We start from the raw sequence: 23,089 nt of genomic DNA, 5'->3' as shown, positions 1-23,089 counted from the left end.
CCCGCGCTCCGGCGCTTCAGCTCTCAGTGCTCGCAGAGCGAGAACTCCCGCTCGTAGAGCTGCTCGTTGTGCTCGTCGACGAAGAACTTCCGCTCCCGCATGAGCTCTTCGCGATAGTCCTTCGCCTGTTCGAGCGTCATGGTCGTCGTGTCGGACCACGGCTGCTGCGGCGGCACATCGGACGTCGAGACGATTCTCTCCGACGGGTCGACGAGGAAGAACGCGAGGATCTTGCGATGCCCCGGGCGAGTGGCGTCCGCGAGGCGGAACGGGCCGACGCGGTGTTGCAGGATGTTCGGGAACGCCAGGCAGCGGCCCTCCGGGGTCGACGCCGATCCCAGTATCTGGTTCAGCGAGTCCTCGTTCTCCAGGCCGTAGACCTCGCGCACACCGTTGTCGTCGTTCTGCTCGTACTCGGGGTCGTCCAGGGCCGCCCGGAAACTCAGCCGGCTTTCGGTGGTGTTCTCGCTGTCCCAGTAGTAGATGCCGGTCGACACGATCCGCTCGTTCATCATCCCCTCGACGTGCCAGGAGCCGCCGGGGTACTCCGGCTTCTCCGGCGTGAGGTGAATCGTGGCGAGCTTGACGATGACCTGGAGGCCGCGGCCGCGCAGGTCGACCCGGGCGCCCGCGTCGGGCAGCTCGGGCGCGGTGAAGGCCGGGGCGTCCGGGACGACGGGGCGGCGGTTCTCCCACCAGTCGTCCTGGGCCCGCTCATACGCGCGAAGGGCCTCGGTGTAGGCCTCGTCGTCGCTGTAGGCGGCCTTGTCGGGATGCTCCGGCTCCGAGTCGTACCACCCGTAAGGATCCGCCTCGATCCGCAGGGGCCGTGGATGGCGCAGATCGGTGAGCACGTTCTCCAGCAGGGGGCGCATCCGCGCGAACAAGTCCGGCAGAGCGGCGGCCAGTTCACGGTGATGCTCGGGGTGGACGTTGTTGACGTACGAGCGGAAGGTGACCTCACCCTCGTCGCTGACGTCGACGTCCGTGGGCAGCCACTGGAACCTCTCCGAGAACTCGTGCTTCGAATAGCGGTCCGTCGGGTTCTGCCAAGCCCGCTCCGGCCCGCCACTCACCTCTCTCACCAGGCAGAACAGCGAGGGATGCACCAGATCCAGCACCTGGCCGTCGGATCCGGGATGCCAGTCCTTCTCCGCCTCCGGGACCTGCTCCAGGACCTGGACAGCCTCGCGCAGCCGCGATCGGAGCTTGTCGTCGATGAGTGTGTCCGACTGCCACACTCCGTCGACGGCGGACACCTCGACCCCGGTTCGGTCGTCCCGCAGCGCGGCGTAATGCGCGAGTTCGTCCAGCACGTAACGCACCTGCGCCTCGGTGAGGCCCTGGTCGAGCGCCTCCCGCGTCCACCTGGCGACGATCTCGGCGTCGTTCCTCTTCTCGAACCACCCGGGCTTGGCCCGGATGTGCGCGCTGCACCGCATCATCTGAAGCTCACGCAGCGTTCGGGGCGCCGCGTACGACAGGGAACGGGATGCCTGGAAGGGCAGCGGGAAGGCAGACAGGCCGGTCAATTCTCTTGATCCTCCGAGTCGGTGTGCGGTGGCCGGAAGGATACGTGAGCGGACTGACAGCGCGGCTGTGGCCTGGAGCGCCCAGGAGGTGGGGGAGCGGGGGAGGGCCGTCCGCCCCCGGTCGCCCGCCGAAGCCAGGCGCGGCCGACACCGGGACCTCGAAAAACCTGGTGGGCGGGGCCGACGGAACCGGGTAACCTCGTAGACATGTTCTTCCAGACGCCGATTTACGAGTGAGAGCGTGACGGGCCCCCGCTGACGTCCTCCGACGACGCCGGGCCCGTCCCCCACCGATGAATCCGTAGATCACTTCACATCACTCCGGGAGAACCCATGAGCAAGAACATCAACAACCCCGTGGGCATGGGCGGCGGCCAGCGCAAGAAGCTGTCCCGCGCCGAACGCCAGAACAACGGCCCGCACCGCAACCTCGACCGCCAGAGCGCCGCCGACCAGAAGGCGGAGCTGGTGCGCAAGATGCGCGAGAAGGCAGGCGTGGCCGAGGAAGCCGGACAGACGGACGACAGCGCCGACCCCCAGAGCTGACGCACCGCCGCCGCAGGGCGGCACAGCACGAGGCAGGGCCCGGACCGTGACATGTGGTCCGGGCCCTGCCGCCGTACCGCGGCGTTGGAGCACCCCGGTCCGGCGTGGTGGGCCGCGCGTCGCGGTGGTCCGCGCTCAGCCTGCCTTCGGGGTGTAGACCTTCGCGGCCTCGGAGACGAACGGCTCACGGACGGTCCGCATGCCGCCCGGGATGGATTTGTCCGGCCGGAGGATGACGGACTCGCGTGAGGACGGCGCCTTCGGATCGCTGAAGTCCTGCCTTCCGAACCCGGCGTCGTACGCGTTCAGGGTCAGCAGGGCCCGGTCGATGCCCTCGCGGGTGAGATCCTTGGCGTCACACGCCTTCTTCAGCGCCTTCCTGAAGACGTCGGCGGCCGTCCAGCCCGCCACGATGCCGTTGTCGAGGCTGTCGTTCGGGTACGCGGCCCTGTAGTCGGCTACGAGCTTCTTCGCGGCCGGGGTGTCAGCGCCGATCGGACGGCTCGGAGAGGCGAACCAGTACATTTTCTCCAGCGCCGGTCCGGCCTGGGTGCCCAGCAGCTGGGGGGCGAAGGCCGAGTTGTTGCCGATGATCGGTACCAGGAGCTTCGCCGCCGCCGCGACACCGACCAGCGAGGCGGCCTGGCGCGGGCCCGCGCTGATGACCACGGCCTTGACGCCCGCCTGCTTCAACGCCGCCACCTGCGCCGACATGTCGTTGTCGGTGGGTTTGATCTTCTGCTCGACGACCGTCAGCCCTGCCTTCTCGGCTGCGAACTTCGACCCCGTCAGCGCGTTCTCGCCGTAGTCGCCCTCGAAGTAGACGTGCCCCAGCTTGTCGCCCGCCTTCAGTCCCTTCTCCTTCACCAGGAAGTCCACGGCGTTGATCGTCTCGATGTCGTACGTGGAGCCGAGGACGCGGATGTACGGGGAGCCGAGCAGGGAGGCAGACCAGGCCTGCGGCAGCACCAGTGCCTTGTCCCGGCCGTCGATGCGCTGCTTCGTGGCGGCGACGAACGGAGAACCGATGAACTGCATGTAACCGGCGACCTTCGGCTCCAGCTCGGTGTAGGCGGAGAGCGCCTTCTGCGGGTCGTAGCCGTGGTCGCGGACCGTCAGCTCCAGTTGCCGGCCGCAGACCCCGCCTGCCGCGTTGACCTGTTTCACATACAGCTGCTGCGCCTGGGTGACGCTCTTGCCGAGCGTGGCGTACACGCCGGTCATGTCGGTGAGCGCACCGACCGCGATGGTCTTGTCGGTGACGCCCGTGCCGGACTTCACCCCGTCGGCTCCGGTGTCCGCCCCGTCGGCGGACTTGGCCTTGGAACTGCAGCCGGCGGCGGTCAGCACGAGTGCGGCGGCGAGTGCCGCGGCCGTCGTTCTCGGGGCCTGACGTCGGTGGGTCATCGTTCCTCCCCAGAGGAGTGCGAGGGTTGGGCGGTTCGCCCGCGTGGCCGGGCGGCGAGCCGTATCAGGCCGCCGGGCAGGAAGAGCACCACCGCGACGACGGCGGCGCCGTAGAGGTAGCGGGAGGCCTCTCCCGGCGCGATCCCGCCCGTCCCGGGGGCGGAGACCAGGGGCAGCGCATCGCTGTACCGGTCGAGGAGCTGAGGCAGCAGGGAGACGAAGACGCCGCCCACCACCGCCCCGGCGACCGAACCGAGACCGCCGATGACGATCATGGCCAGGTATTCGAGGGAGAGCTGCATACCGAAGTACTCCGGCACGGTGCGCTGGAAGACCAGCGCGAGCAGCACCCCCGCCAGCCCCGCGTACATGGACGACAGGACGAAGACGGCGGCGCGGTAGCGGGCCACGGGGACACCCATGACGCCGGCGGCGATCCGGTGGTCCCGGATCGCGTTCATGGCCCGGCCGGGGCGGCCGCGCAGGACGCCGCGAGCGAAGAGGACCCCTGCGACCAGGACGACGAGACCCAGGTACCAGAGCTTCTCGGTGGAGCGGAACGGGACCTGGGCGACCAGGAGTTCGCTGTCGTCGAAGGTGAGGCCGAAGAGGTTCAGCGGGGGCACGGCGCGGCCGTTGTAACCACCGGTGACGTCGTGGGCGTTGAACAGGACGTGCTGGCCGATGAAGATCAGCGCGAGGGTCGCGATGCCGAGGTAGGCGCCCCGCAGCCGGCCGGCGATCGGGCTGAACGCCCCGCCCGCCGCACCCGCGAGGGCGACGGCGAGGACGGCGGCGAGCCAGCCGGGCAGGCCCACTCCGGTGAGCCCGTCCGTCCCGTCCCCGGCGAAGGCGCAGTAGCCGTACGCGCCGACGGCGAGGAAGAAGGCGTGGCCCATCGAGAGCTGGCCGGTGGCCCCGGTCAGCAGGTTGATGCCAATGGCGCCGATCGCGGCGGCCATGGCGAAGAGCCCGGCCTGGAGCCAGAACCGGTCCAGGTAGAAGGGGAAGGCGACGAGCACGAGCCCGGCGGCGGCCCACCCGTAGACCCGGGGCCGGGCGAGCGGGGCCGCTCCACGGCGGGAAAGCGCGTCAGACACGGGACAGCTCCTTCGTGCCGAAGAGTCCGGCGGGGCGGAGGAGCAGCACCGCGACCATCACCAGGTACGGGGCGACATCGCCGATGCCGCGGCCGAGGAAGGTCAGATCGCCCTGGTAGCCGGCGGCGAGGGACTCGGTGACCCCCACCAGCAGGCCGCCGACGAGGGCGCCGGTGGTGGAGTCCAGCCCCCCGAGGATGGCGGCCGGGAAGGCCTTCATCGCGGCGAGGGAGGTGGTCCGTTCCAGGCCGGGGGTCGGGAAGACGGTGAGGAAGAGCGCGGCGACGGCGGCCAGCCCGCCCGCCACCGCCCACGCACCGAGCGAGACCCGGCCGAGGCGGATGCCCATGAGGGCGGCGGTCTCCTGGTTCTCGGCCGCGGCGCGCATGGCGACGCCCCACGAGGTGTGGCGGAAGGCGAGCAGGAAGGCGGTGATGAGCAGTCCGGCGGTGAGGAAGGCCGCGACGCGGGTCTGCGCCAGGGTGACCGGTCCGACGGTGACGACGGCGTCGCCCCACGGGTCGCCGGCCGAGAGGATGTCGGTGCCGATGCGGCGGGTCAGTTCGGTGGCCAGCAGGATGTCGACTCCGATGGTGACGATGGCGAGGACGCTCTGGTCGGAGCCGCGGTAGCGGCGCATGACGAGGAACTCGACGGCGGCGCCGAGCAGGGCCGCGCCGCCGGTCCCGGCCAGTAGCGCCGGCCAGAAGCCGATGCCCTCGTGGAGGACGGCGGTCACGTAACCGCCCGCGAGGAGCAGGGAGGCGTGGGCGAAGTTGACGACCTCGGTGGCGCGGAAGATGACCACGAAACCGAGGGCGATGAGGGCGTAGACGGATCCCAGTGAGACGCCGTTGAGCAGGAGTTCGACGAAGGCGGTCACCCGGCGGTCTCCTCTCCGAGGTAGGCGCGGACGACCGCGGGGTCGTTCTGGACGTCGCCGGGAGCGCCGTCGGCGATCCGGCGGCCGAAGTCGAGGACGGTGACGGTGTCGGCCAGCCGCATCACCACCCCCATGTCGTGCTCGACGAGCACGATGGAGATCCCGAGGCTGTCGCGAACACCGGCGATGACGGCGGCGGTACGGCGGCGCTCGTCGGCGGTCATCCCGGCCACGGGTTCGTCGAGGAGCAGCAGGGTGGGTTCCATGCAGAGGGCACGCGCCAGTTCGGCGAGCTTCTGCTGCCCGTACGGGAGGGATCCCGCGGGCTGTGCGAGTTGTTTCTCCAGGCCGACGAAGGCGGCGATCTCGCGGACGCGGGCGCGGTGGCGCGTCTCCTCGCGGGCGGCCGAGGGAAGCCGGAGCCCGGCGGCGAGGAAGCCGGTGCGGGTGAGCCGGTGACGGCCCAGCATCAGGCTGTCCTCGACGGTGGCGCGGGGCGGGAGCGCGAGGTTCTGGAAGATGCGGGCGACACCGAGTCCGGCGATCTTGTGCGGCGGCAGGGAGGTGAGTTCGTGTGCGCCGAGCCGAACGCTTCCCGAGGTCGCCCTGTAGACGCCGGAGAGCACGTTGAAGCAGGTGGACTTCCCGGCTCCGTTGGGGCCGATGACAGCGTGCACGGTGCCGGGGCGGACGGTGAACGAGACGGCGTCGAGGGCGGTGAGCCCGGCGAAGCGGACGGTGACGTCCCGGACGTCGAGGGCAGGGACGGAGGCGGAGGCCTCCGGGGAGGCGGGTCTTTCCGGAGCGGGGGGCTCCGGGGAGGCGGGCCCTTTTGACACGGGGGCCGTCGGGGAGGCCGGTGCGGGCGGCCGAGCGGTCACGGAGGCCGGTGCGGACCGGGTGTCCGTCGTGGCGGCGGGGCCCTCTGTGGACCGGGTGTCCTTTTCCGTGCCCTCGCCGGGTGCGGCGGGGGGCTTCGTGGGGCGGAGGGGGTCCGGGCCCCGGGCGGCGGGCTCGCTCATCGGGTCTCCTCCCAGCGGGCGAGCACGGGGTGCGCGACGGAGACCTCCGAGGCGTCCGTCGCCGCGGTCTCGTCGACGACGCCCAGGTAGCGGCGCCGTACCTCGCCGGAGGCGGCGAGTTCGGCGGCCGGGCCGGAGAGGGCGACCTCGCCCACCTCCAGGACGTACGCCCGGTCGGCGAGCCGCAGCGCGAGCGCCGCGTTCTGCTCGATGAGGAGGACGGAGGTGCCCTGGGCGTTGATCTCGCGGATCGTGTCGGCGATCCGGGCCGCCATGAGCGGGGCGAGGCCCAGCGAGGGCTCGTCCAGGAGGAGCAGTTTCGGCGAGGCCATCAGCGCGCGTGCGACCGCGAGCATCTGCTGTTCACCGCCGGACAGCAGTCCGGCGCGCTGGTGGGACCGGTCGGCGAGTACGGGGAAGAGTTCGTGGACCCGTCGCAGGGCCGACGCCTTGGCCCTCCTGTCGCCCCGCGCGCCGAGCGCCCCCGCCCGCAGATTGTCCTCCACGGTCATCCGGGCGAAGACCTTCCGCCCCTCCGGCACCTGGGAGACCCCGGCGGCCACAACCCGGTCCGGAGCCAGCCCTCCGATCGGCCGGCCGCCGAAGGCGATGGTGCCGGAGGTGACGGCCCCACCGTGGAACGACAGGGTGCGCGAGACAGCCCTCAGCAGAGTGGACTTCCCCGCCCCGTTGCCGCCGAGAACGGTGACGACGGCACCTTCCGGCACGGTGAGCGACACCCGCCTCAGGGCGCATACCGGTCCGTAGCCCGCCGTCAGGTCCGTGACCTCCAGGGCGAGTCCGGTCCCTCCCATGGTTCCCCTTCCGTGGCCTGTGCAATGGCGCTCACCCCAGCACCGCGGTGGCCCCCCGTCCACCTGTGGCGGCCGAAACGCTGCCGGTGACCAGCGGGCGCCGGTACGGGTTGTGCACGCGCACAACACCGCGTGTCAGGGGCCTGTCGGGAAGGGGGAGGCGGTGGCATCCTCCGGGCATGGGACGGCGCAGACCACGGACCGGCGATGACTGGAAGCTGTTGGCCGAGGCGTGTACGGCGCTTCTGGAGCGGCTGCCCGAGCTGGTGGACGAGCACCTGAGAGAACTGCACGAGTACGAGCCCGCGTACGGCCGGATCGTGCCGCACGACCAGCACTGGCGTGAGGCCCACGAAGCGCTGCGGATCGGGATCGAGACGATCTCGGCACCGCGGGACTCGCCACGCCGGGACCTGGAGCACGCCGACGAGCTGGGGCGCCGGCGCGCCGAGCAGGGGATGCCGCTCGAGCTGGTGGTGCACGCCTACCGGCACGCCGGTCACCTGGTGTGGGAGGCACTGATCGAGGACGCGTCGGCGTTCCCGTCGAGGCTGGCGGTGCTGACCCAGTCGGCGACCATGGTCTGGCAGGCCGTGGACGCACAGGCGGACACCGCGTCGGAGGCGTACCGGGCGACGGAACGGGAGCTGCGGCGGCGTACCGACGAGCAGCTCCAGGCGCTCCTCGACGCGCTGCTGCACGGCCAGTGTTCGCCGGAGGTGACCTCTCGGGCGGCGGCCGGCCTGGATCTGCCGGAGCACGGCCGGTACGCGGTGGTGGTGCTGCGGCCCGATCGGCGGGAGGTCCCCGAGCCGTTCCACCGGCGGGTGCGGGGGACGGGCGTGCGTTTCCTGTGGCGGATGGGCGCGGACTGCGAGATCGGGGTCGCGTCGTTGGCTCAGGGCGTCGGTCTGGACGCGCTGTCCGAGCTGCTCGACGGGCGCTGCCCGGGGCCCGGAGGGATCAGCCCGGTGGTGACGGGGCTGGCGGAGCTGGGACGGGCACGCGGGCTCGCGGAGCTGGCTCTGCGGACCAGCCCGCCGGACTCACGGCAGATCGTCCGGCTGGACCGCCGGATGGCGGGCGCCCTGGTGGTAGGACAGCCGGAGCTGGCGGGCCTTCTGGTGAGGGACGTTCTGGGCAGCCTGCTGGAACTGGACCCGGCCGACCGCACGATTCTGCTGGAGACACTGGATGTCTGGCTGGAGTGCGAGGGGTCGGCGGGGCGCGCGGCGGCTCGGCTCTACTGCCACCGCAACACGGTCTTCAACCGGCTGCGCCGCCTGGAGCAGCTGACGTCCCGCTCCTTGTCCCGGCCGAGGGACCTCACGGAGATGACACTGGCCCTGGACGCCTTCCGCCTCACGGCCTCGTGCTGAGACCGCACGACCGCGCGTGGTCCTGAGCCCGTACGGCACCCGCCCGGGCGGCCGCCTCGGACGAAGGGGCGAGCACGGAACCCTGGGCCCCCTCGGGTCACCGGCCGAGGCGGTGGCCGTCCCCCGGCGTGGGGGACAGGAGCAGGAGCCCCGAAAGTTCGACGCGGGAGCGGACTCCCAGCCGGGCGAAGACGTTCCGCAGGTGGTGGTCGACCGTGCGGGGGCTCAGCGACAGCCGGTCGGCGATCTCCTGGTTCGTCGCCCCCGCCGCCACCAGCCCGGCGATGCGCTGCTGTTGAGGGGTCAGCTCGCCCGCCGCACCGGGGACGGCCCTTCTGCCCGCCGCCCCTCCGGTCGCCCGCAGTTCGGCCCGCGCCTGGTCGGCCCACACCTCGGCAGCCGCGCGTTCGAAGGTGACCAGCGCGTCGCTCAGCGGACCCCGGGCCTCGACCAGACGCCTGCGCCGGCGCAGCCACTTGCCGTACGCGAGGAGGGTCCGGGCCCGTTCGAAGTCGTTGCCGCTCTCCTCGTGGCGCCGCACCGCCTCCCGGTACCAGTCCGCGCAGTCGCTTCCCCCGGCCAGCAGCGCCCGGCAGCGGGCCAGTTGGGCGGGCGCCTGGGCATCGAAGCCGAGCCCGGCCCAGACCGCGAACTCCTCGGCCGCCGCACCGGCTTCGAGCTCCCGGCCTGACGCGCAGGCGGCCTCGACGAAGCAGGGCACCACGAGCATCCGCAGGGCGAAGTGGCCGCCGCGCGGCCCCCTTTGGACGAGGGGCGCGAGACGCGCCGCGGCCTGCGCGGCGAGCCCGCCCGCCAGCTCGGCCCGCGCGATCGACCACTCGGCGAGCGTCATCGCCTGGACGAGGCCGTGCGCCCGGGCGGTCCCGAGCGCACGGTCCGCGTGCTCCACGACGGCCGGGGCATCGCCCCGGACGGAGGCCGCCAGGGCGAGGACCGCGTGTTGGTGGGCGGCCGCGTTGCGCTGCCCGGCCGACTCCGCCGTACGGAGCCCCTCCCTGGCGTGCGCGGCGGCACGCTCGTGCTGTCCGGCTCGCAACTCGGCGTACGCCAGATGCTCCAGGACCCGGGGCAGTAGCGCGGTCCCGGATGTGGCGCGCAGCGTGGCCAGGGCGCGGGTATGGACGCGTACGGCGGCGGGCGCGTCCCCCAGCACCAAGGCGGCGGCGCCCGCGCGCAACAGGCGGCGCGGTTCGTCGGACGCGCCGTCGCGGGCCACGACCCGGGCCAGCGGCGCCCGCGCCTCCTCCAGCCGCACGGTGAGCGCGGCGCACATCCCGTCACGGAAGTCCCGCTCCACCGTGTCCACGCCGTCGGGGGATCCGGTGCGTTCGCCGCCGAAGTCGCCCCCGCCGAGAGCGACCGCACAGGCCTGTGGGTCCCCGGCCGCCCACGCCGCCTCCAAGGCGAGGGACCGCGCGTCCGAGGCCTCCTCGGGCGCCGCCTCGCGCAGCAACGAGGCGGCGAGGAGCAGCACCTGATGGGCGTCCCCGACCGGCCCGCCGCCCAGCCCGGCCAGCCCGCGCGCCAGCTCGGCCCTGCCGCGCAGCACATCCGGCGGTACCCGTGCGCCCTCCGGGGCCCGCACGTCGCCGGTCGCCCCGCCCATGCCCATGCCCGTCCGGAGCCGGTCGGACCGGTGGCCTGTGTCGTGAACGTTGCGAGGAGGCCCGGATCGGGCCGGAACTCCAAGAGCGCGGGGCGGGGAGGGCATCCCGGCCCCGGGCGGGACCGAGGCCCTCGCGATGGGTGGGGCGAGGTGCGGCGTACGCGCCGCCGCCGCACGATTCCCCGCCGTGGTGTCGTCCCCGCCCACCGGCCCGCTCCTGCCGCAGGAGCGGACTCCGGGGCGGCCTCCGGCGGGACGGGCGAAGAGCGCGTACAGCTCCCGGCGCCGACGCGGTGGCACGGTACCCAGGACCGCGCGCCGCAGAAAGGGGTCGTCGAACCGGAGTGCTTCCCGGGTACCGCGCAGGAATCCGTCGGCGACCAGCCGGTCCAGCGCCTCGGACGACGCGCGCACGGCGCGGGCCACCGCCAGGACCGCGTCCGCACCGACCGGACGGACGGCGGCAGGCCCCCCGGTCACCGGATCCGGCTGCCCCGTGCCGGGCTGCGGCTCCCCGGCGACGGCCACCAGGGTCAGCACCCGCCCGCACTCCGCCGGCAGGGAGTCGAGGAGCCCCCGGTACACCCGCGACAGTGAGGCGTCGTCGGTGACCGGGCCCGGGGGGCCGTCTCCGCGCTCCAAATCGGCGCGGACACGGGCCGCCGTCGCGGTCAGGACACCGGGGTGGCCCGCGGCCTCGTCGAGCAGGCGCGTGCGGAAGGACGCGGTCAGGGGCAACCGGCATAGGTCGTCGAGCAGGGTCCGCGCTCCCTCGTGGCTCAGCCGTCCCAGGGACAGCAGCCGGGCACCCGGCACATCGGGGGGCCGCCGATAGGCCGCGAACGAGACGACCCATGCCCACGGCCCCGTGTTCCCCCGCCAGGCCGCGTCGAGCGCGGTGCGGGAGTGGGCGTCCCAGAGGTGATGGTCGTCCAGGCAGAGCAACAGCGGCTCGCCGGGGCACAGGGCGGCCAGCGCGCCGGGTACGCCGCCCGGGCCACGGGCCGCCCGCAGGGCACGTCGCGCGGCCGGGGGAGTGGGGGCGAGGGCGGACATGAGGGCGCGTACCCCGCTCCAGGGGACGCGGTTGCCGCTGGGCGCGGTCACCTGGTGGGCCCGGATCCGGGAGTCCCGTACGGCCTGGTCCAGCAGTGCGGTCCGGCCGGTGCCCGGGCGTCCGGTGACCAGCAGGACGGCGCCCCTCCCCTCGGCGGCCCGCGCCGACAGCTCCGCCACGGCGGCGAGTTCGGACGTACGGTCGTACAGCCGCGGAGCAGTGGCGACCCTCGATGCTCCACTCACGCCATCACCGTACTGGCCGGTAAGTGGCCAGGAAAGAGGCAGGCGCTGGGCCGGGGACCACACCTCGGGCTCATCCGTTGTGCACGCGGACAATCTGAGGGGCACAGGCTCGGGCGCCCGGAGCCCCTGGCCGCGCACCCGCCCGCGGTGCGCGGCGAGGGCCTCCGGCCCGGGTCAGGAGCCGAGGGGGCAGGTGCCCCGGTACTCCTCGATCGTCAGGCTCGGCCGTGGCAGGGGACAGAGGAACTGCTCGTAACGGGTGTCGTCGTCGATGAACCGCTTCAACCAGGAGATGCTGTACTTCGCGATCGTCGTGTTGGAGCTGTTGGGGGTGAGGTGGGTGGCCCCGTTGAGTTCCAAGTAAGCCTTGTCCAGTGAGGCCGGCAGGGTCTCGTAGAACGGCTCCGAGTGGGTGGCGACGGGAGCGATCGTGTCGCCGTCGGCGCCCACGATCAAGGCCGGGGTGTTGATCTCGGGCCAGGTCTTGTCGGTGTTCCAGGCGGTCAGCGGGATGGTGGCCTTGAGCGAGGGCCGGCTCTTCGCGGCCTCCAAGGCGCCTCCGCCGCCCATCGAGTGGCCCATGACACCCAGCCGCGAAGCGTCGACGCGGTTGCGGACCGAGCTCCGTTGGGTCAGATAGTCGAGCGCCGAGAGGAGTTGGCGGCCCCGGCTGTCCGGCTGGTCCAGTGTGGTGAGGGTGTCGATGGTGAAGACGACGAAGCCCTGCGAGGCGAGCCGTGGTCCGAGCCACGAGATGGAGGACTGGTACGCGGTGAAGCCGGGGGCGATCACCACCGCGCCGAACGTGCCGTCGCTCGTGGAGGTGGGGTAGTAGATGGTGCCCCCGCCGAACCCGGTGACCGAGAGGGCGGAGACGCTGCTCTGGGAGACCGCGTAGGACCCGCGGACCGCCTCGATGGAGGCCACGGTGGGCGCCGGTCCGCGCTCATAGGGGTTGTCCGAGGCGGTGGAGGCGGTGGAGGCGGTGGAAGGGGGCGAGGCAGTGGCGGCGGGTGCGGCCAGGAAGGCCAGGGATGCCAGGGCCGCGGCGGCGGCGATGTGTCGTTTCACGACGGAGCCGTCCTCTCGAGTCGTGTGCCGTCATGACGTGGGTTGCGCGACGCCGACCGCAGAACGACCGGCGCACCGGTGTGGACCGGCCCCGTCACTGTCGGGGTGGCGCCGGGGGAAGGCATCGGTGAAATGACCGGCCACGCGGGGACGGGCGTGCCTCGCAACGGCACGAGGGCTCGGGCCTGCGCAGGTGCCGTCCGGGAGCGCTGCCGAAGTCAGAGTCTCGGCAGGGCCCCGCGGGTGAACGGGTCACGCAGGGGGTGTCGGCAAGATCCACAGGGCGAGCGGATCCATGTCGCCCCGTTCCACGGTGAACCCGGCGGAGCGCAGAATCCCGGTCACGGCGGTCTGCAGATGACCTGCCGCCTGTATGAAGTACTGGAAGGCAGGGCCCCCGTCCGGACAGCTCGTGTCGAACTCGGCGTGAACTGACGGATCGCAGTTCCAGTAGACGTCGACTCCCGGTTTCCTCAAAGGGATCGACGTCGCCCTTTGCCCCTGGTGACTGGTCGCCGATCGTGCCCAGGCAGGCCGGCAGACCGGCCTTTCGCAGCTCATCGCACACCCGGGCAGCCAGCCTGGACCGCGCCTCTGCCTCCTCGGCGGTGACATGCTTGAGCCCTACGTCTTCGGGTGTCAGGTCACCGAACTCGATGTCGATCACGCTTCCTTGGTTGCCGAGAGTGGCCAGACTCGCCGGCGGCCCGCATCCAGAAGTTCCTGGCGTTGCCGGTCGTCTTCTCTGGAGTGGCATCGTCCATGTCGGGTGCTGGCCGCGCTGGAGACGGCGGTGGGGGAGGTGTTGGACGACTCCGTCGTGGAACTTGTCGAGCAGGTCAACGCCGCTGTCGAGTTGCGCGATGGGCGCGCTGCGGTTCCTGATGGAGGCACCCGCAGACAAGGAGTGGACAGACGACGGTGCCGTGCACGAGGTGCACTCGCTCAAGCGCCGCGCGGCTACCGCAACCCGGCCCGTTCTACGCCAAGTTCCTGGACGGCGTCCGGGAACAGGTCAACCGCCTCATCGAGCAGTCCATGCAGGAGTGGGACCGCGTCAGCCAAGGTCCGGAACGGGCCGGGTGAGCCGAGTTTCGGTCCGTGACTGGTCCGGAAGCGCTGGCCAGGAGCGGGACACGAGGGGGAGGAAATGGGAGTTACAGCAGAGATCGGGTCCTGCTTGGAGTGGGCCGGACAGAAGGCGCCTGACGGGCGGAAGCCCAGGTCAGGCGCCTGGTGCGGGCTTCTAGAAGAACCCCAACTTCTTCGCCGAGTACGACACCAGCAAGTTCTTCGTCTGCTGGTAATGCTCCAACATCATCTTGTGGTTCTCCCGCCCGATCCCCGACTGCTTGTACCCGCCGAAGGCGGCATGCGCCGGGTACGCGTGGTAGCAGTTCGTCCAGACGCGGCCCGCCTGGATCGCGCGGCCCGCGCGGTACGCCTGGGAGCCGTCGCGGGTCCAGACGCCGGCGCCCAGGCCGTACAGCGTGTCGTTGGCCGTGCGGATCGCGTCGTCGAAGTCCGTGAAGGACGTCACCGCGACGACCGGGCCGAAAATCTCCTCCTGGAAGATCCGCATACGGTTGTCGCCCTCGAAGATCGTGGGCTGGACGTAGTAGCCGCCGGCGAGCTCACCGTCGTACTCGACGCGCTGACCACCCGTCAGGACCTTCGCGCCCTCCTGCTGGCCGATGTCGAGGTAGGACAGGATCTTCTGGAGCTGGTCGTTGGAGGCCTGGGCGCCGATCATCGTGTCGGTGTCCAGGGGGTGGCCCGCCACGATGGCCTCCGTGCGGGCGATGCCCGCCTCCAGGAACTCGCTGTAGTGGCCGCGCTGGATCAGCGCCCGCGACGGGCACGTGCAGACCTCGCCCTGGTTGAGGGCGAACATCGTGAAGCCCTCCAGCGCCTTGTCGCGGAAGTCGTCGTCCGCCGACCAGACGTCATCGAAGAAGATGTTCGGTGACTTGCCGCCGAGTTCCAGCGTCACCGGGCGGATGTTCTCCGACGCGTACTGCATGATCAGACGGCCCGTGGTCGTCTCGCCGGTGAAGGCGATCTTCGCCACCCGCGGGCTCGACGCCAGCGGCTTGCCCGCCTCCACGCCGAAACCGTTGACGATGTTGAGTACGCCCGGAGGGATGAGGTCGGCCACCAGAGCCAGCCATACGTGCACCGACGCCGGGGTCTGCTCCGCCGGCTTGAGCACCACCGCGTTGCCCGCCGCCAGCGCGGGCGCAAGCTTCCATGCGGCCATCAGAATGGGGAAGTTCCACGGGATGATCTGGCCGACGACGCCGAGCGGCTCGTGGAAGTGGTACGCGACGGTGTCCTCGTCGATCTGGCTCAGCGACCCCTCCTGCGCCCGCAGCGCACCCGCGAAGTAACGGAAGTGGTCGATCGCCAGCGGGATGTCCGCCGCCAGCGTCTCGCGGACCGGCTTGCCGTTCTCCCAGCTCTCCGCGACCGCCAGCTCCTTCAGATGCGCCTCCATCCGGTCCGCGATCTTGTTCAGAATGTCCGCGCGCTCCGCCGGGGCCGTCCGTCCCCACGCGGGGGCCGCCGCGTGGGCCGCGTCGAGTGCGCGCTCCACGTCCTCGGCCGTACCCCGGGCGATCTCGGTGAAGGACCGGCCGTTCACGGGGCTCGGGTTCTCGAAGTACTGGCCACCGGCCGGCGGCACGTACTCCCCGCCGATGAAATGGTCGTAGCGCGACTCGTACGAGACGATCGCACCCTCGGTGCCGGGCGCTGCGTAACGGGTCATGTCCGTGGCCTCCCTCCGGCGCCGCCCGCCCTTGGACGGCACTCGCAGCGCAGGCTAGGGAGGGCGAGGTTGCGCCCTCGTTGCGCGAGGTCCGGCCCCCCTGGGCCTTGCCCGCTCGCCGGGTTCAGGGGGTGCCGGGGGCGCCGGGCACCCCCGACCTCATCCCCAGTTCCGTCTCCAGATCGGCCAACCTGGCCTGCGCCGAGCCTCGTTGGCCCTCCGGCAGTGCCTGTACCAGGGCCCGCAACACCCTCGAATCCTCCTCGCCCCACGGGCTGCGCGCCCAGTCGGCCAGCAGGACCGGATCGCTCCGCTCGATCACGGCCGCGCGCAGCTGGGCGGCGAGCCGGGACCGTATCCGTATCACCGCGGGTGCCTGCGAGGCGGGCAGCAGGGGGCCCGCGTACGCGCCCATCGCCGCCGCCACCGCGCCCGAGGCCAGTCGGCGGGCGACCAGGTCGAAGTCGGCTTCGACGGGGAGCGTGAGGCGGTACGGGCGGGAGGCGAGGAGGTCGGGGCCCAGGAGGTGACGCAGACGGGAGAGTTCGGCGCGGATCGTCACGGGCGTCACGGACTCGTCCTCGTAGAGGTCGATCAGGAGTTGGTCACCCGTCAGGCCCTGGGGGTGGCGGGCGAGCAGGACCAGCAGCTCGCTGTGGCGGCGGCTCAGGCGCACCTTGCGTCCGGCCGCGACCAGGAGCGCCTCGTCGCGGCCGAGTGCGCTCAGCTCGATCGTGTCGCCGGCCGGTTGCGGGGCCAACAGGGCGAGTTCCGCCTCCGCCGCCCGTGCCACCGCCTGGACGAAGGCGAGACTGTGCGGGTGCGCCAGACCGTCGCCGCCGGTGATGTCCACCGCGCCGAGCAGCCGTCCCGTACGCGGGTCGTGCAGCGGGGCCGCCGCGCACGTCCAGGGGTGCACCGGGCGCCGGAAGTGCTCGGCGGAGAAGACCTGTACGGGCCGGTCCTCTTCCAGCGCGGTGCCCGGCGCGTTGGTGCCCACCGCCGACTCCGCCCACCGCGCGCCGGGCACGAAGTTCATCGCGCCCGCCTTGCGCCGGGTGCCCGCGTCGCCCTCGACCCACAACAGCCTCCCGCGCGCGTCGCAGACGGCCACGAGATGGTCGCCGTCCTTCGCGTACGTGCCCGTCAGCTCGCGGATCACCGGCATCGCGCGCGAGGGGATGCCCGTCGCGGTACGCCGCAAGCTCGTCCTCGTCCAGCTCCAGACCGGCCGTGCCGTCCGGGTTAACCCGGGCGCGCGCCGACCGCCGCCAGGACGCCGCCACCAGCGGGCGTACGGGCCGGACCACCCGTCCGGCCGAGGTGAACGCCTCGTGCGCGCGGCGCAGCTCACCGGTCCGCTCGGCGGGGTCCGCGCCCGCCTCCAGGGCGACCCAGGACGCATGCCGGGACTCGTACCGCGATTCGTACCGCGTATCGGTCACCTGAGCCTCCGGTCGGGCGGGCGGGCGGGCGGCGTGGACGGGGACCGGTCCATCGTCGGCCCGCCCCGCGCACCCGGCAAGCCACCTCGCACCGAGGGGCTCGCGTCCGGCCGGTCGTCACCTCGGCCCGCGTCCAGCCTCGGTGGGCCGTCCAGGCGCGCCGGTCGGGAGAAGTGGACCGGGGTGCCCGGTCAGGAGAAGTTGACCAGGCGGATGTACCGCACCCAGTCCCAGTTCGTCCCCGGATCGGTGTGGTCGCTGCCGGGCACCTGGTAGTGGCCGATGATGTGCTCGCGGTCCTTGGGGATGCGGTAGCGGTCGCAGATCGAGGCGGTCAGGCGCGCCGACTCCTCGTACAGCGCGTTGGTGAAGTAGGCGGGCTGGTCCACCCAGCCCTCGTGCTCGATGCCGATGCTGCGCGTGTTGTAGTCCCAGTTGCCCGCGTGCCAGGCAACGTCACGCTCGCGCACCATCTGGGCGACATACCCGTCGGCGGAGCGCACCACGTAGTGGGCGGAGACCTTCTTCGCCGGGTTCTGGAAGATCTTGAGGGTGGTCGCGAACGACTCCTGGGTGACGTGGATGACCACCCGGTCGACGGCGTACGAGACGGGCCGCTGGGAGACGGTGTAGTTGGAGGTCGAGGCGGCGACCCACTGCGCCGGCGGGTAGTCGGTGTCGGCCATGGCCTCGGCTCGCGTCGCGGGGAAGAGCGCGCTCGCGGCCACGCTGGCGGCGGCGCCCTGGAGGAGTCTTCGGCGGTCCACGGGTAACGGAGCTCCTGTACGTCGTGTGTGCGTCGTATGTGTGTCGATACGTCACGTTCAACCGGCAAGAACCTCGCCGAGGTTACGGTACGGGGAGGTGCCGGAGCGTGGAAGACAAGCGGCGGCGCGTGGCGTCCGCCGCGCGCGGGGCTGTGCGCCGCCACCACCCGGACGGCTTCCGCACGCACGGCGACTGACCGACTTTGGCGTAAATTCCGGGCAGGGGTCGCGAGATGAACCGTTTCCGTCCGACGCTGAAGGCTATGGCCACACCCCCCGTACCCCCGCGCCCTCCCGGGCCTCCGCCTCCGTCGGGCGGGGGCTTCGGCCCCCCTGCCTGGCAGCCCCCGGCCCCGCCACCGCCGCCCCCTTCCCCACCGGCCGGGGGCGGTCGGCGGGGTGTGTACATACTGCTCGCTGTCATGGTGGCCGCGGCGGCGCTCCTCGCCGTCGTGCTCGTGGTGAACGGCGGCGGCGACGGGGCCGACGACAAACCGACGAAGAGCCCGGCGGGCACCGCGACCCCCACGCCGACACCCTCCCTGAGCCTGCCGAGCGGGCTCCCGACCGGGCTGCCCTCGGAGCTCCCCACGGACCTGCCGTCGAACCTGCCGTCGGCGCTTCCGACGGCCCTCCCGTCGGGGCTGTCCACGCTGCTGCCGAGCGGGATCCCCAGTGACCTGCCCACCGACCTACCGGACCTGCCGGATCCGTCGGAGCGTCCCGGCGAGGTCCCCGGTGGAGACCTCCCCTCGACGGTGAGCGGACCCGGCGACGACACCCCGTACTACGAGTTCAGGGCGGGCGGGATGGCGAAGCCGAGCCCGCGGGTGCCGCCAAGGGCGTAGGGCGTAGGGCGTAGGGGTGGGGGAGCCCTGCCTCCTTACGTATGTGGCGGTGGTCGTGCCTCTGGGACGCAGCGGTCGTGGAGGGCGGGGAGGGCGTGGAGGGTGAGGACATCGTGACCTTCGTGCAGGGTGTGGGGTTCGCCGGGGAAGCCGGTCCCGGGGCGCGGGCGTGGGCAGGCCCGGCATCGTGCGCCCCCGGGCCTGCCCATGTCCACGCCCCCCACCCCCACCCCTACCGCTCCAGCACTGCCCCTGGATCGGTGTCCGCGGGCCCCGCCGGGACCCAGGCGCCGCGCTCCTTGCGGTACGGCCACCATCGGCCGTCCCGCCCGAATCGGAGCTGTGCGCCGCCCCCGACCACCGTCCAGCGGTTCGCCCCGGACGCGCGCAGGACCGGCCGCTCCTCGTCCTGCCAGGCCCGTGCGAGCGCGTCCTTGGCACGGGCCAGCGCTTCCGGACCGGGGGGCCACTCCTCCTCCAGTACGGAGAGGGAGGCGGCACCCCCGTACCGCCACGCCTGTACGGCGAGATCCAGCCCGGCGGGGCGCCGCCCCGAACCGGCCGCCAGACGGGCCGTGATCTGCGGGTCGGCGCACTCCACCGCCAGACGCACCGCGTCTTGACCGGGCGTCAGGCAGGCCGTCAGGGGCTGCGACGCATGACCCGGAGCCAGCGCCTCCGCCAGCATCTCCCGCGCCCGCCGCGCCGCGTCCGCCGCGAGGAACTCCAGCGCCGCGGCGTCGACACCGCGCCCGGGGGGCGTCTCCGTGTCGAGGCGCGGCGGCGCTCCTGCCTCGGCCGGTGTCTCCGGTGCCCCGGGCAGCGGTGGCACGACGTCCCGCGCCGCGAACACCTCGGCGGCCGGCACCCCGGCCGGAACCTCCGGTTCCGCCGATCGGGGTGCCGCGCTGCGCTCCTCCAGCTCCGCGAGCAGCGTCCGCTCGCCCCGGCCCCGCATGAGCAGCAGCACGAACGGGTCCTGGTCGAGGAGCCGCGCCATCTGGTAGCAGAGCGCCGCCGTGTGCGGGCAGTGGTCCCATGCCCCACAGGTGCACTCGGGCTCCAGGTCGCCTATGCCCGGCAGGAGTTCCACACCGGCCGACGCCGCGTCCTCCACCAGGTGTGGCGGCATGTCACGGTCGAGGAGGGCCGCGATGTGCCCCGCCCGCTCCACCGCCATCCCCAGGAAGCGGTCCCAGTCGTCCTCGGAGAGCGGGTGCCACAGGACGTCGCCGCGGTGGGACGTGCCGTCCGGGTCGCGGACGACCGCGGTGATCCGGCCCGGCCGTACCGACACCGCCCCGACCGCGCCCTCGCGCGCGTAGCGGCGGCCCGCCTTCAGCTGCCCGCCGTCGAGTGCCGTGTCCTCCAGTGCCTTGAGCCAGGCCAGCCCCCACCACGTCTGCGCGAAACCGCGCCCGGGTGCGGGCGGCAGCGCCGCGAAGGTCCGCTCCTCGGGCGCACGGCCGCCCTGGGCGCCGTCCTCTTCCCCGTACACCCACTCCCGCGAACCGTCTCCGTATCCGCTCATCGCCCGCTCCCTCGCAGTGCCACCAGGTCCGCCAGTTCGGCGTCGGACAGTTCCGTCAGCGCGGCCTCGGCCGACTCGCCCGTGCCGAGCACGGCGTCCGCCAGCTCCCGCTTGCGCGTCAGCATCTCGGCGATGCGGTCCTCGATCGTCCCTTCCGCGATCAGCCGGTGGACCTGCACCGGCTGGGTCTGGCCGATGCGGTACGCGCGGTCGGTGGCCTGCGCCTCGACGGCCGGATTCCACCAACGGTCGTAGTGGATGACGTGACCCGCGCGGGTGAGGTTCAGACCGGTGCCCGCCGCCTTCAACGACAGCAGGAACACCGGCACTTCACCGTCCTGGAAGCACCGCACCATCCGCTCGCGCTGCTCCACGGGCGTACCGCCGTGCAGGAACTGCGTGGCGACGCCGCGCGCGGCCAGATGCCGCTCGATGAGCCGTGCCATCTGCACGTACTGGGTGAAGACCAGAACCGAACCGTCCTCGGAGAGGATGGTGTCGAGGAGTTCGTCGAGCAGTTCCAGTTTCCCGGAGCGGTCCTCGATGCGCGGCTCCTCCTCCTTGAGGTACTGGGCGGGATGGTTGCAGATCTGCTTCAGCGAGGTGAGCAGCTTCACCACCAGGCCGCGCCGCTCGAAGCCGTCCGCGGCCGCGATCTCCGCCAGGGTCTCGCGCACCACCGCCTCGTACAGGCCGGTCTGCTCCTTGGTGAGCGAGACCGCCCGGTCGGTCTCCGTCTTCGGCGGCAGCTCGGGCGCGATGCCCGGGTCGGACTTGCGGCGCCGCAGCAGGAACGGACGGACCAGCCGGGACAGCCGCTCGGCCGCCGCCGGATCCTTGCCGCCCTCGACGGCCTGGGCGTACCGGGTACGGAACGTGCCGAGGCGTCCCAGCAGCCCCGGAGTCGTCCAGTCGAGGATCGCCCACAGCTCGGAGAGGTTGTTCTCCACCGGAGTGCCCGTGAGCGCCACGCGCGCGCGTGCGCCGATGGTGCGCAACTGCCGGGCGGTCGCCGAGTACGGGTTCTTGATGTGCTGGGCCTCGTCCGTGACGACCATGCCCCACGCCACCTCGCCGAGCCTGGCGGCGTCCAGCCGCATCGTCCCGTACGTGGTGAGGACGAACTCCCCGTCCGCCAGGTCCTCCAGGCGCCGCGCGGAGCCGTGGAAGCGGCGTACGGGCGTGCCGGGGGCGAACTTCTCGATCTCGCGCTGCCAGTTGCCCATCAGGGACGTCGGGCAGACCACCAGCGTGGGGCCGGCCGTCTCCGGCGTGCCCTGGCGGTGCAGGTGCAGGGCGATGAGGGTGATCGTCTTGCCGAGGCCCATGTCGTCGGCGAGACAGCCGCCCAGCCCCAGCGAGGTCATGTCGGCCAGCCAGTTGAGGCCGCGCAGCTGATAGTCGCGCAGCCGCGCGGCGAGGGCGTCGGGCTGCTCCACGGGCTGCGCGCGGGCGCCCTCGGGGTCGGCGAGGCGGTCACGCAGCCCGGCGAGCCACCCCGACGCCTCGACCGCCACCCGGCGCCCGTCCACCTCCGTCGAGCCCGTCAGGACGGCACCCAGCGCGTCCACGGGGGTCACCTTGCGGTCCTGTGCCGCACGGGCGCGACGGACCTCCTCCGGGTCGATCAGAACCCACTGGTCACGCAGTCGCACCACCGGGCGGCTGGCCTCGGCCAGGTGGTCCAGCTCCGCGCGCGTGAGCTGCGTGTCGCCGAGGGCGAACCACCACTCGAAGGCGAGCAGGGCGTCGGCGGAGAGCATGGAGGGGGCGTCGGACCGCGCACTGTCCGGCGACGCCCGGTGCGCGTCCTGCGGGTGGGAGCCGTGTGCGTGGGTGCTTCGCCCAAGAGCGTTCTGTCCGGGAGCGTTCTCTTCGGGAGGACTCTGTACGGGCCCGATCACCGCGCGCGTGGTGAACTTCCGCGCCAGGTCCTTGGGCCAGTGCACCTGGACGCCGATCGCGGCGAGCGTGCGCGCGGCGCCGCCGAGCAGCTCGCCCACCTCCTCGTCGGCCAGCTCGATCGTGTCGGGCACGGCCGCCGACAGCAGTGGTGCGAGCGGCGCCCACGCGCGCGTGGCGCGACGCAGCGCCAGCAGCGCGTCCATCCGCGCGTGCGGACCGAAGGCTCCGGCGGTCGGACCGGACTCGCGCCATACGTCGGCCGCGTCCGCCACCAGGGCGGGGTCGCTGACGCTGTGCAGCTGGAGCACGGCCCGGAACGACGGCCCCTCCGTACCGGAGTCCGCCGACTCCAGGCCGGGCAGTTCGACGCGGAGCGAGATCCGTACGCCCGCGTCGTGTCCGGCGGCCACCTCCGAAGCCCAGGCGCGCTGTTCGGGCAGCCGCTGGGGCGAATCGGCCGCGAAGGCGGGGGAGCCGGCCGCCAGGGCGGCAGCGGGGGTACGCGGCAGCCCGTCCGCGACCGCGTCCAGGAACTGCCGCACCAGCAGCTCGGATTCGGGCAGCAGCAACACTGCGGCACCGCTGTGGGCATGGCTGTCGGCGTGAGGTTCGGCATGAGCGTCGGCTTCACCGGCGGCGTCGAGCGGTACCGCGTGCGCCTCGGGCGGCATCGACGCCGCCAGTTCACGCACGCGCTCCAGCTCGTCGGCGCCGAGTGGTCCGATCCGCCACGCGTCGTGGTCGGTGGTGGTGAGGCCGGGCAACAGCAGCCCGCGCGCGGCGAGTTGCAGTGCGCGCAGCGCGGCCGTACCCCAGAAAGCCGCAGCTCGCGAGGTGTCGGGCCGGGGCCGGACGCGGGTGAGGACGGGCAGTGCGTCGCGCACGGGCAGCACAACCGCACGTACCTCGTACGGCTCGACGCCGGCCCCGGATCCGACGCCTGCTCCCACCACCGTCAGCTCCTCCACCGCCTCGTCGAGGTGGCCGGAGAGGGCGAGCGGGGCGGAGTCGTCGGCGTGCCAGAAGGCGACACGGCCGAGCCGGGGCGGGTCGGCGGGCAGGAAGGTGACGTGGCAGCGGGCGAGTTCGTCGATCTCGGAGGGAGTGGGCGCGGGAAGCCTGTACTCGGCGATGACGCA

At 72.5% G+C, this 23,089-nt stretch carries 15 protein-coding genes and 1 pseudogene; 3 read left to right on the top strand and 13 right to left on the bottom strand.

The window, feature by feature from the left end:
* Positions 1–23: 23 nt before the first annotated feature.
* Positions 24–1,532 carry a DUF4246 domain-containing protein gene (locus tag ABZ404_RS23810; RefSeq protein ID WP_358835542.1) on the bottom strand — a complete coding sequence of 503 codons (1,509 nt, stop codon included), beginning with the start codon at positions 1,530–1,532 and terminating at the stop codon, positions 24–26.
* Between the two features lie 333 nt (positions 1,533–1,865).
* Here ABZ404_RS23810 and ABZ404_RS23805 point away from each other — a divergent pair, with 333 nt between their 5' ends.
* Positions 1,866–2,078: a DUF6243 family protein gene (locus ABZ404_RS23805; protein ID WP_358835543.1), complete on the top strand. Its 213-nt coding sequence runs from the start codon at positions 1,866–1,868 to the stop codon at positions 2,076–2,078.
* Positions 2,079–2,213: 135 nt separating this feature from the next.
* Here ABZ404_RS23805 and ABZ404_RS23800 read toward each other — a convergent pair whose 3' ends face one another.
* From ABZ404_RS23800 to ABZ404_RS23780, 5 genes are all read right to left on the bottom strand, one after another.
* Positions 2,214–3,485, bottom strand: coding sequence for an ABC transporter substrate-binding protein (locus ABZ404_RS23800; protein ID WP_358835544.1), 1,272 nt, complete (start codon positions 3,483–3,485; stop codon positions 2,214–2,216).
* The gene (locus ABZ404_RS23795) at positions 3,482–4,585 is read right to left on the bottom strand and encodes a branched-chain amino acid ABC transporter permease (RefSeq protein WP_358835545.1); all 1,104 of its coding nucleotides are present in this window, start codon (positions 4,583–4,585) and stop codon (positions 3,482–3,484) included. Before ABZ404_RS23795 ends, ABZ404_RS23800 begins: the two co-directional genes overlap by 4 nt.
* Entirely contained in the window at positions 4,578–5,468 is an 891-nt protein-coding gene (locus tag ABZ404_RS23790) for a branched-chain amino acid ABC transporter permease (protein ID WP_358835546.1), read from the bottom strand. The genes ABZ404_RS23795 and ABZ404_RS23790 overlap by 8 nt, the downstream gene beginning before the upstream one ends.
* Entirely contained in the window at positions 5,465–6,307 is an 843-nt protein-coding gene (locus tag ABZ404_RS23785; RefSeq protein WP_358835550.1) for an ABC transporter ATP-binding protein, read from the bottom strand. The genes ABZ404_RS23790 and ABZ404_RS23785 overlap by 4 nt, the downstream gene beginning before the upstream one ends.
* A gap of 179 nt (positions 6,308–6,486) precedes the next feature.
* On the bottom strand, positions 6,487–7,305 hold the full coding sequence (locus ABZ404_RS23780; RefSeq protein ID WP_358835547.1) for an ABC transporter ATP-binding protein: 819 nt from the start codon (positions 7,303–7,305) through the stop codon (positions 6,487–6,489).
* 179 nt (positions 7,306–7,484) lie between these two features.
* Here ABZ404_RS23780 and ABZ404_RS23775 point away from each other — a divergent pair, with 179 nt between their 5' ends.
* Positions 7,485–8,684: a helix-turn-helix domain-containing protein gene (locus ABZ404_RS23775; RefSeq protein WP_358835548.1), complete on the top strand. Its 1,200-nt coding sequence runs from the start codon at positions 7,485–7,487 to the stop codon at positions 8,682–8,684.
* 97 nt (positions 8,685–8,781) lie between these two features.
* Here the strand turns inward: ABZ404_RS23775 and ABZ404_RS23770 are convergent, their stop codons facing one another.
* The 5 genes and pseudogenes from ABZ404_RS23770 to ABZ404_RS23750 all read right to left on the bottom strand — a co-directional run bounded on the left by ABZ404_RS23770 (position 8,782) and on the right by ABZ404_RS23750 (position 17,666).
* Positions 8,782–11,613 (bottom strand): LuxR C-terminal-related transcriptional regulator, encoded by a 2,832-nt coding sequence (locus ABZ404_RS23770; RefSeq protein ID WP_358990849.1) that lies wholly within the window; start codon positions 11,611–11,613, stop codon positions 8,782–8,784.
* A 174-nt stretch (positions 11,614–11,787) separates the two neighbouring features.
* Positions 11,788–12,636, bottom strand: a complete 849-nt coding sequence (locus ABZ404_RS23765; protein ID WP_358832907.1) for a dienelactone hydrolase family protein — start codon at positions 12,634–12,636, stop codon at positions 11,788–11,790.
* A gap of 1,294 nt (positions 12,637–13,930) precedes the next feature.
* Positions 13,931–15,454: an aldehyde dehydrogenase family protein gene (locus tag ABZ404_RS23760; RefSeq protein WP_358832880.1), complete on the bottom strand. Its 1,524-nt coding sequence runs from the start codon at positions 15,452–15,454 to the stop codon at positions 13,931–13,933.
* 124 nt (positions 15,455–15,578) lie between these two features.
* Positions 15,579–16,899: pseudogene (locus ABZ404_RS23755) on the bottom strand (GAF domain-containing protein).
* Between the two features lie 191 nt (positions 16,900–17,090).
* Positions 17,091–17,666, bottom strand: coding sequence for a peptidoglycan recognition family protein (locus ABZ404_RS23750; RefSeq protein WP_358832881.1), 576 nt, complete (start codon positions 17,664–17,666; stop codon positions 17,091–17,093).
* A gap of 401 nt (positions 17,667–18,067) precedes the next feature.
* Here ABZ404_RS23750 and ABZ404_RS23745 point away from each other — a divergent pair, with 401 nt between their 5' ends.
* Entirely contained in the window at positions 18,068–18,514 is a 447-nt protein-coding gene (locus tag ABZ404_RS23745) for a hypothetical protein (protein ID WP_358990846.1), read from the top strand.
* Between the two features lie 232 nt (positions 18,515–18,746).
* Here ABZ404_RS23745 and ABZ404_RS23740 read toward each other — a convergent pair whose 3' ends face one another.
* On the bottom strand, positions 18,747–20,045 hold the full coding sequence (locus tag ABZ404_RS23740; RefSeq protein ID WP_358832883.1) for an SWF or SNF family helicase: 1,299 nt from the start codon (positions 20,043–20,045) through the stop codon (positions 18,747–18,749).
* Positions 20,042–23,083 carry a DEAD/DEAH box helicase gene (locus ABZ404_RS23735; protein WP_358832908.1) on the bottom strand — a complete coding sequence of 1,014 codons (3,042 nt, stop codon included), beginning with the start codon at positions 23,081–23,083 and terminating at the stop codon, positions 20,042–20,044. Before ABZ404_RS23735 ends, ABZ404_RS23740 begins: the two co-directional genes overlap by 4 nt.
* Between the last annotated feature and the right edge of the window lie 6 nt (positions 23,084–23,089).

It is taken from the genome of Streptomyces sp. NPDC005878, from assembly GCF_040629815.1.
In the GTDB taxonomy this organism is placed as follows: Bacteria; Actinomycetota; Actinomycetes; order Streptomycetales; family Streptomycetaceae; genus Streptomyces.
This window is presented reverse-complemented; position numbering and strand designations above follow the sequence as displayed.

What these genes read in the sequence shown, in the direction of transcription:
- ABZ404_RS23775 (WP_358835548.1), top strand. Translation starts at nt 7,485, where the DNA reads ATGGGACGGCGCAGACCACGGACCGGCGATGACTGGAAGCTGTTGGCC.
- ABZ404_RS23800 (WP_358835544.1), bottom strand. Translation starts at nt 3,485, where the DNA reads ATGACCCACCGACGTCAGGCCCCGAGAACGACGGCCGCGGCACTCGCC.
- ABZ404_RS23805 (WP_358835543.1), top strand. Translation starts at nt 1,866, where the DNA reads ATGAGCAAGAACATCAACAACCCCGTGGGCATGGGCGGCGGCCAGCGC.
- ABZ404_RS23780 (WP_358835547.1), bottom strand. Translation starts at nt 7,305, where the DNA reads ATGGGAGGGACCGGACTCGCCCTGGAGGTCACGGACCTGACGGCGGGC.
- ABZ404_RS23760 (WP_358832880.1), bottom strand. Translation starts at nt 15,454, where the DNA reads ATGACCCGTTACGCAGCGCCCGGCACCGAGGGTGCGATCGTCTCGTAC.
- ABZ404_RS23740 (WP_358832883.1), bottom strand. Translation starts at nt 20,045, where the DNA reads ATGAGCGGATACGGAGACGGTTCGCGGGAGTGGGTGTACGGGGAAGAG.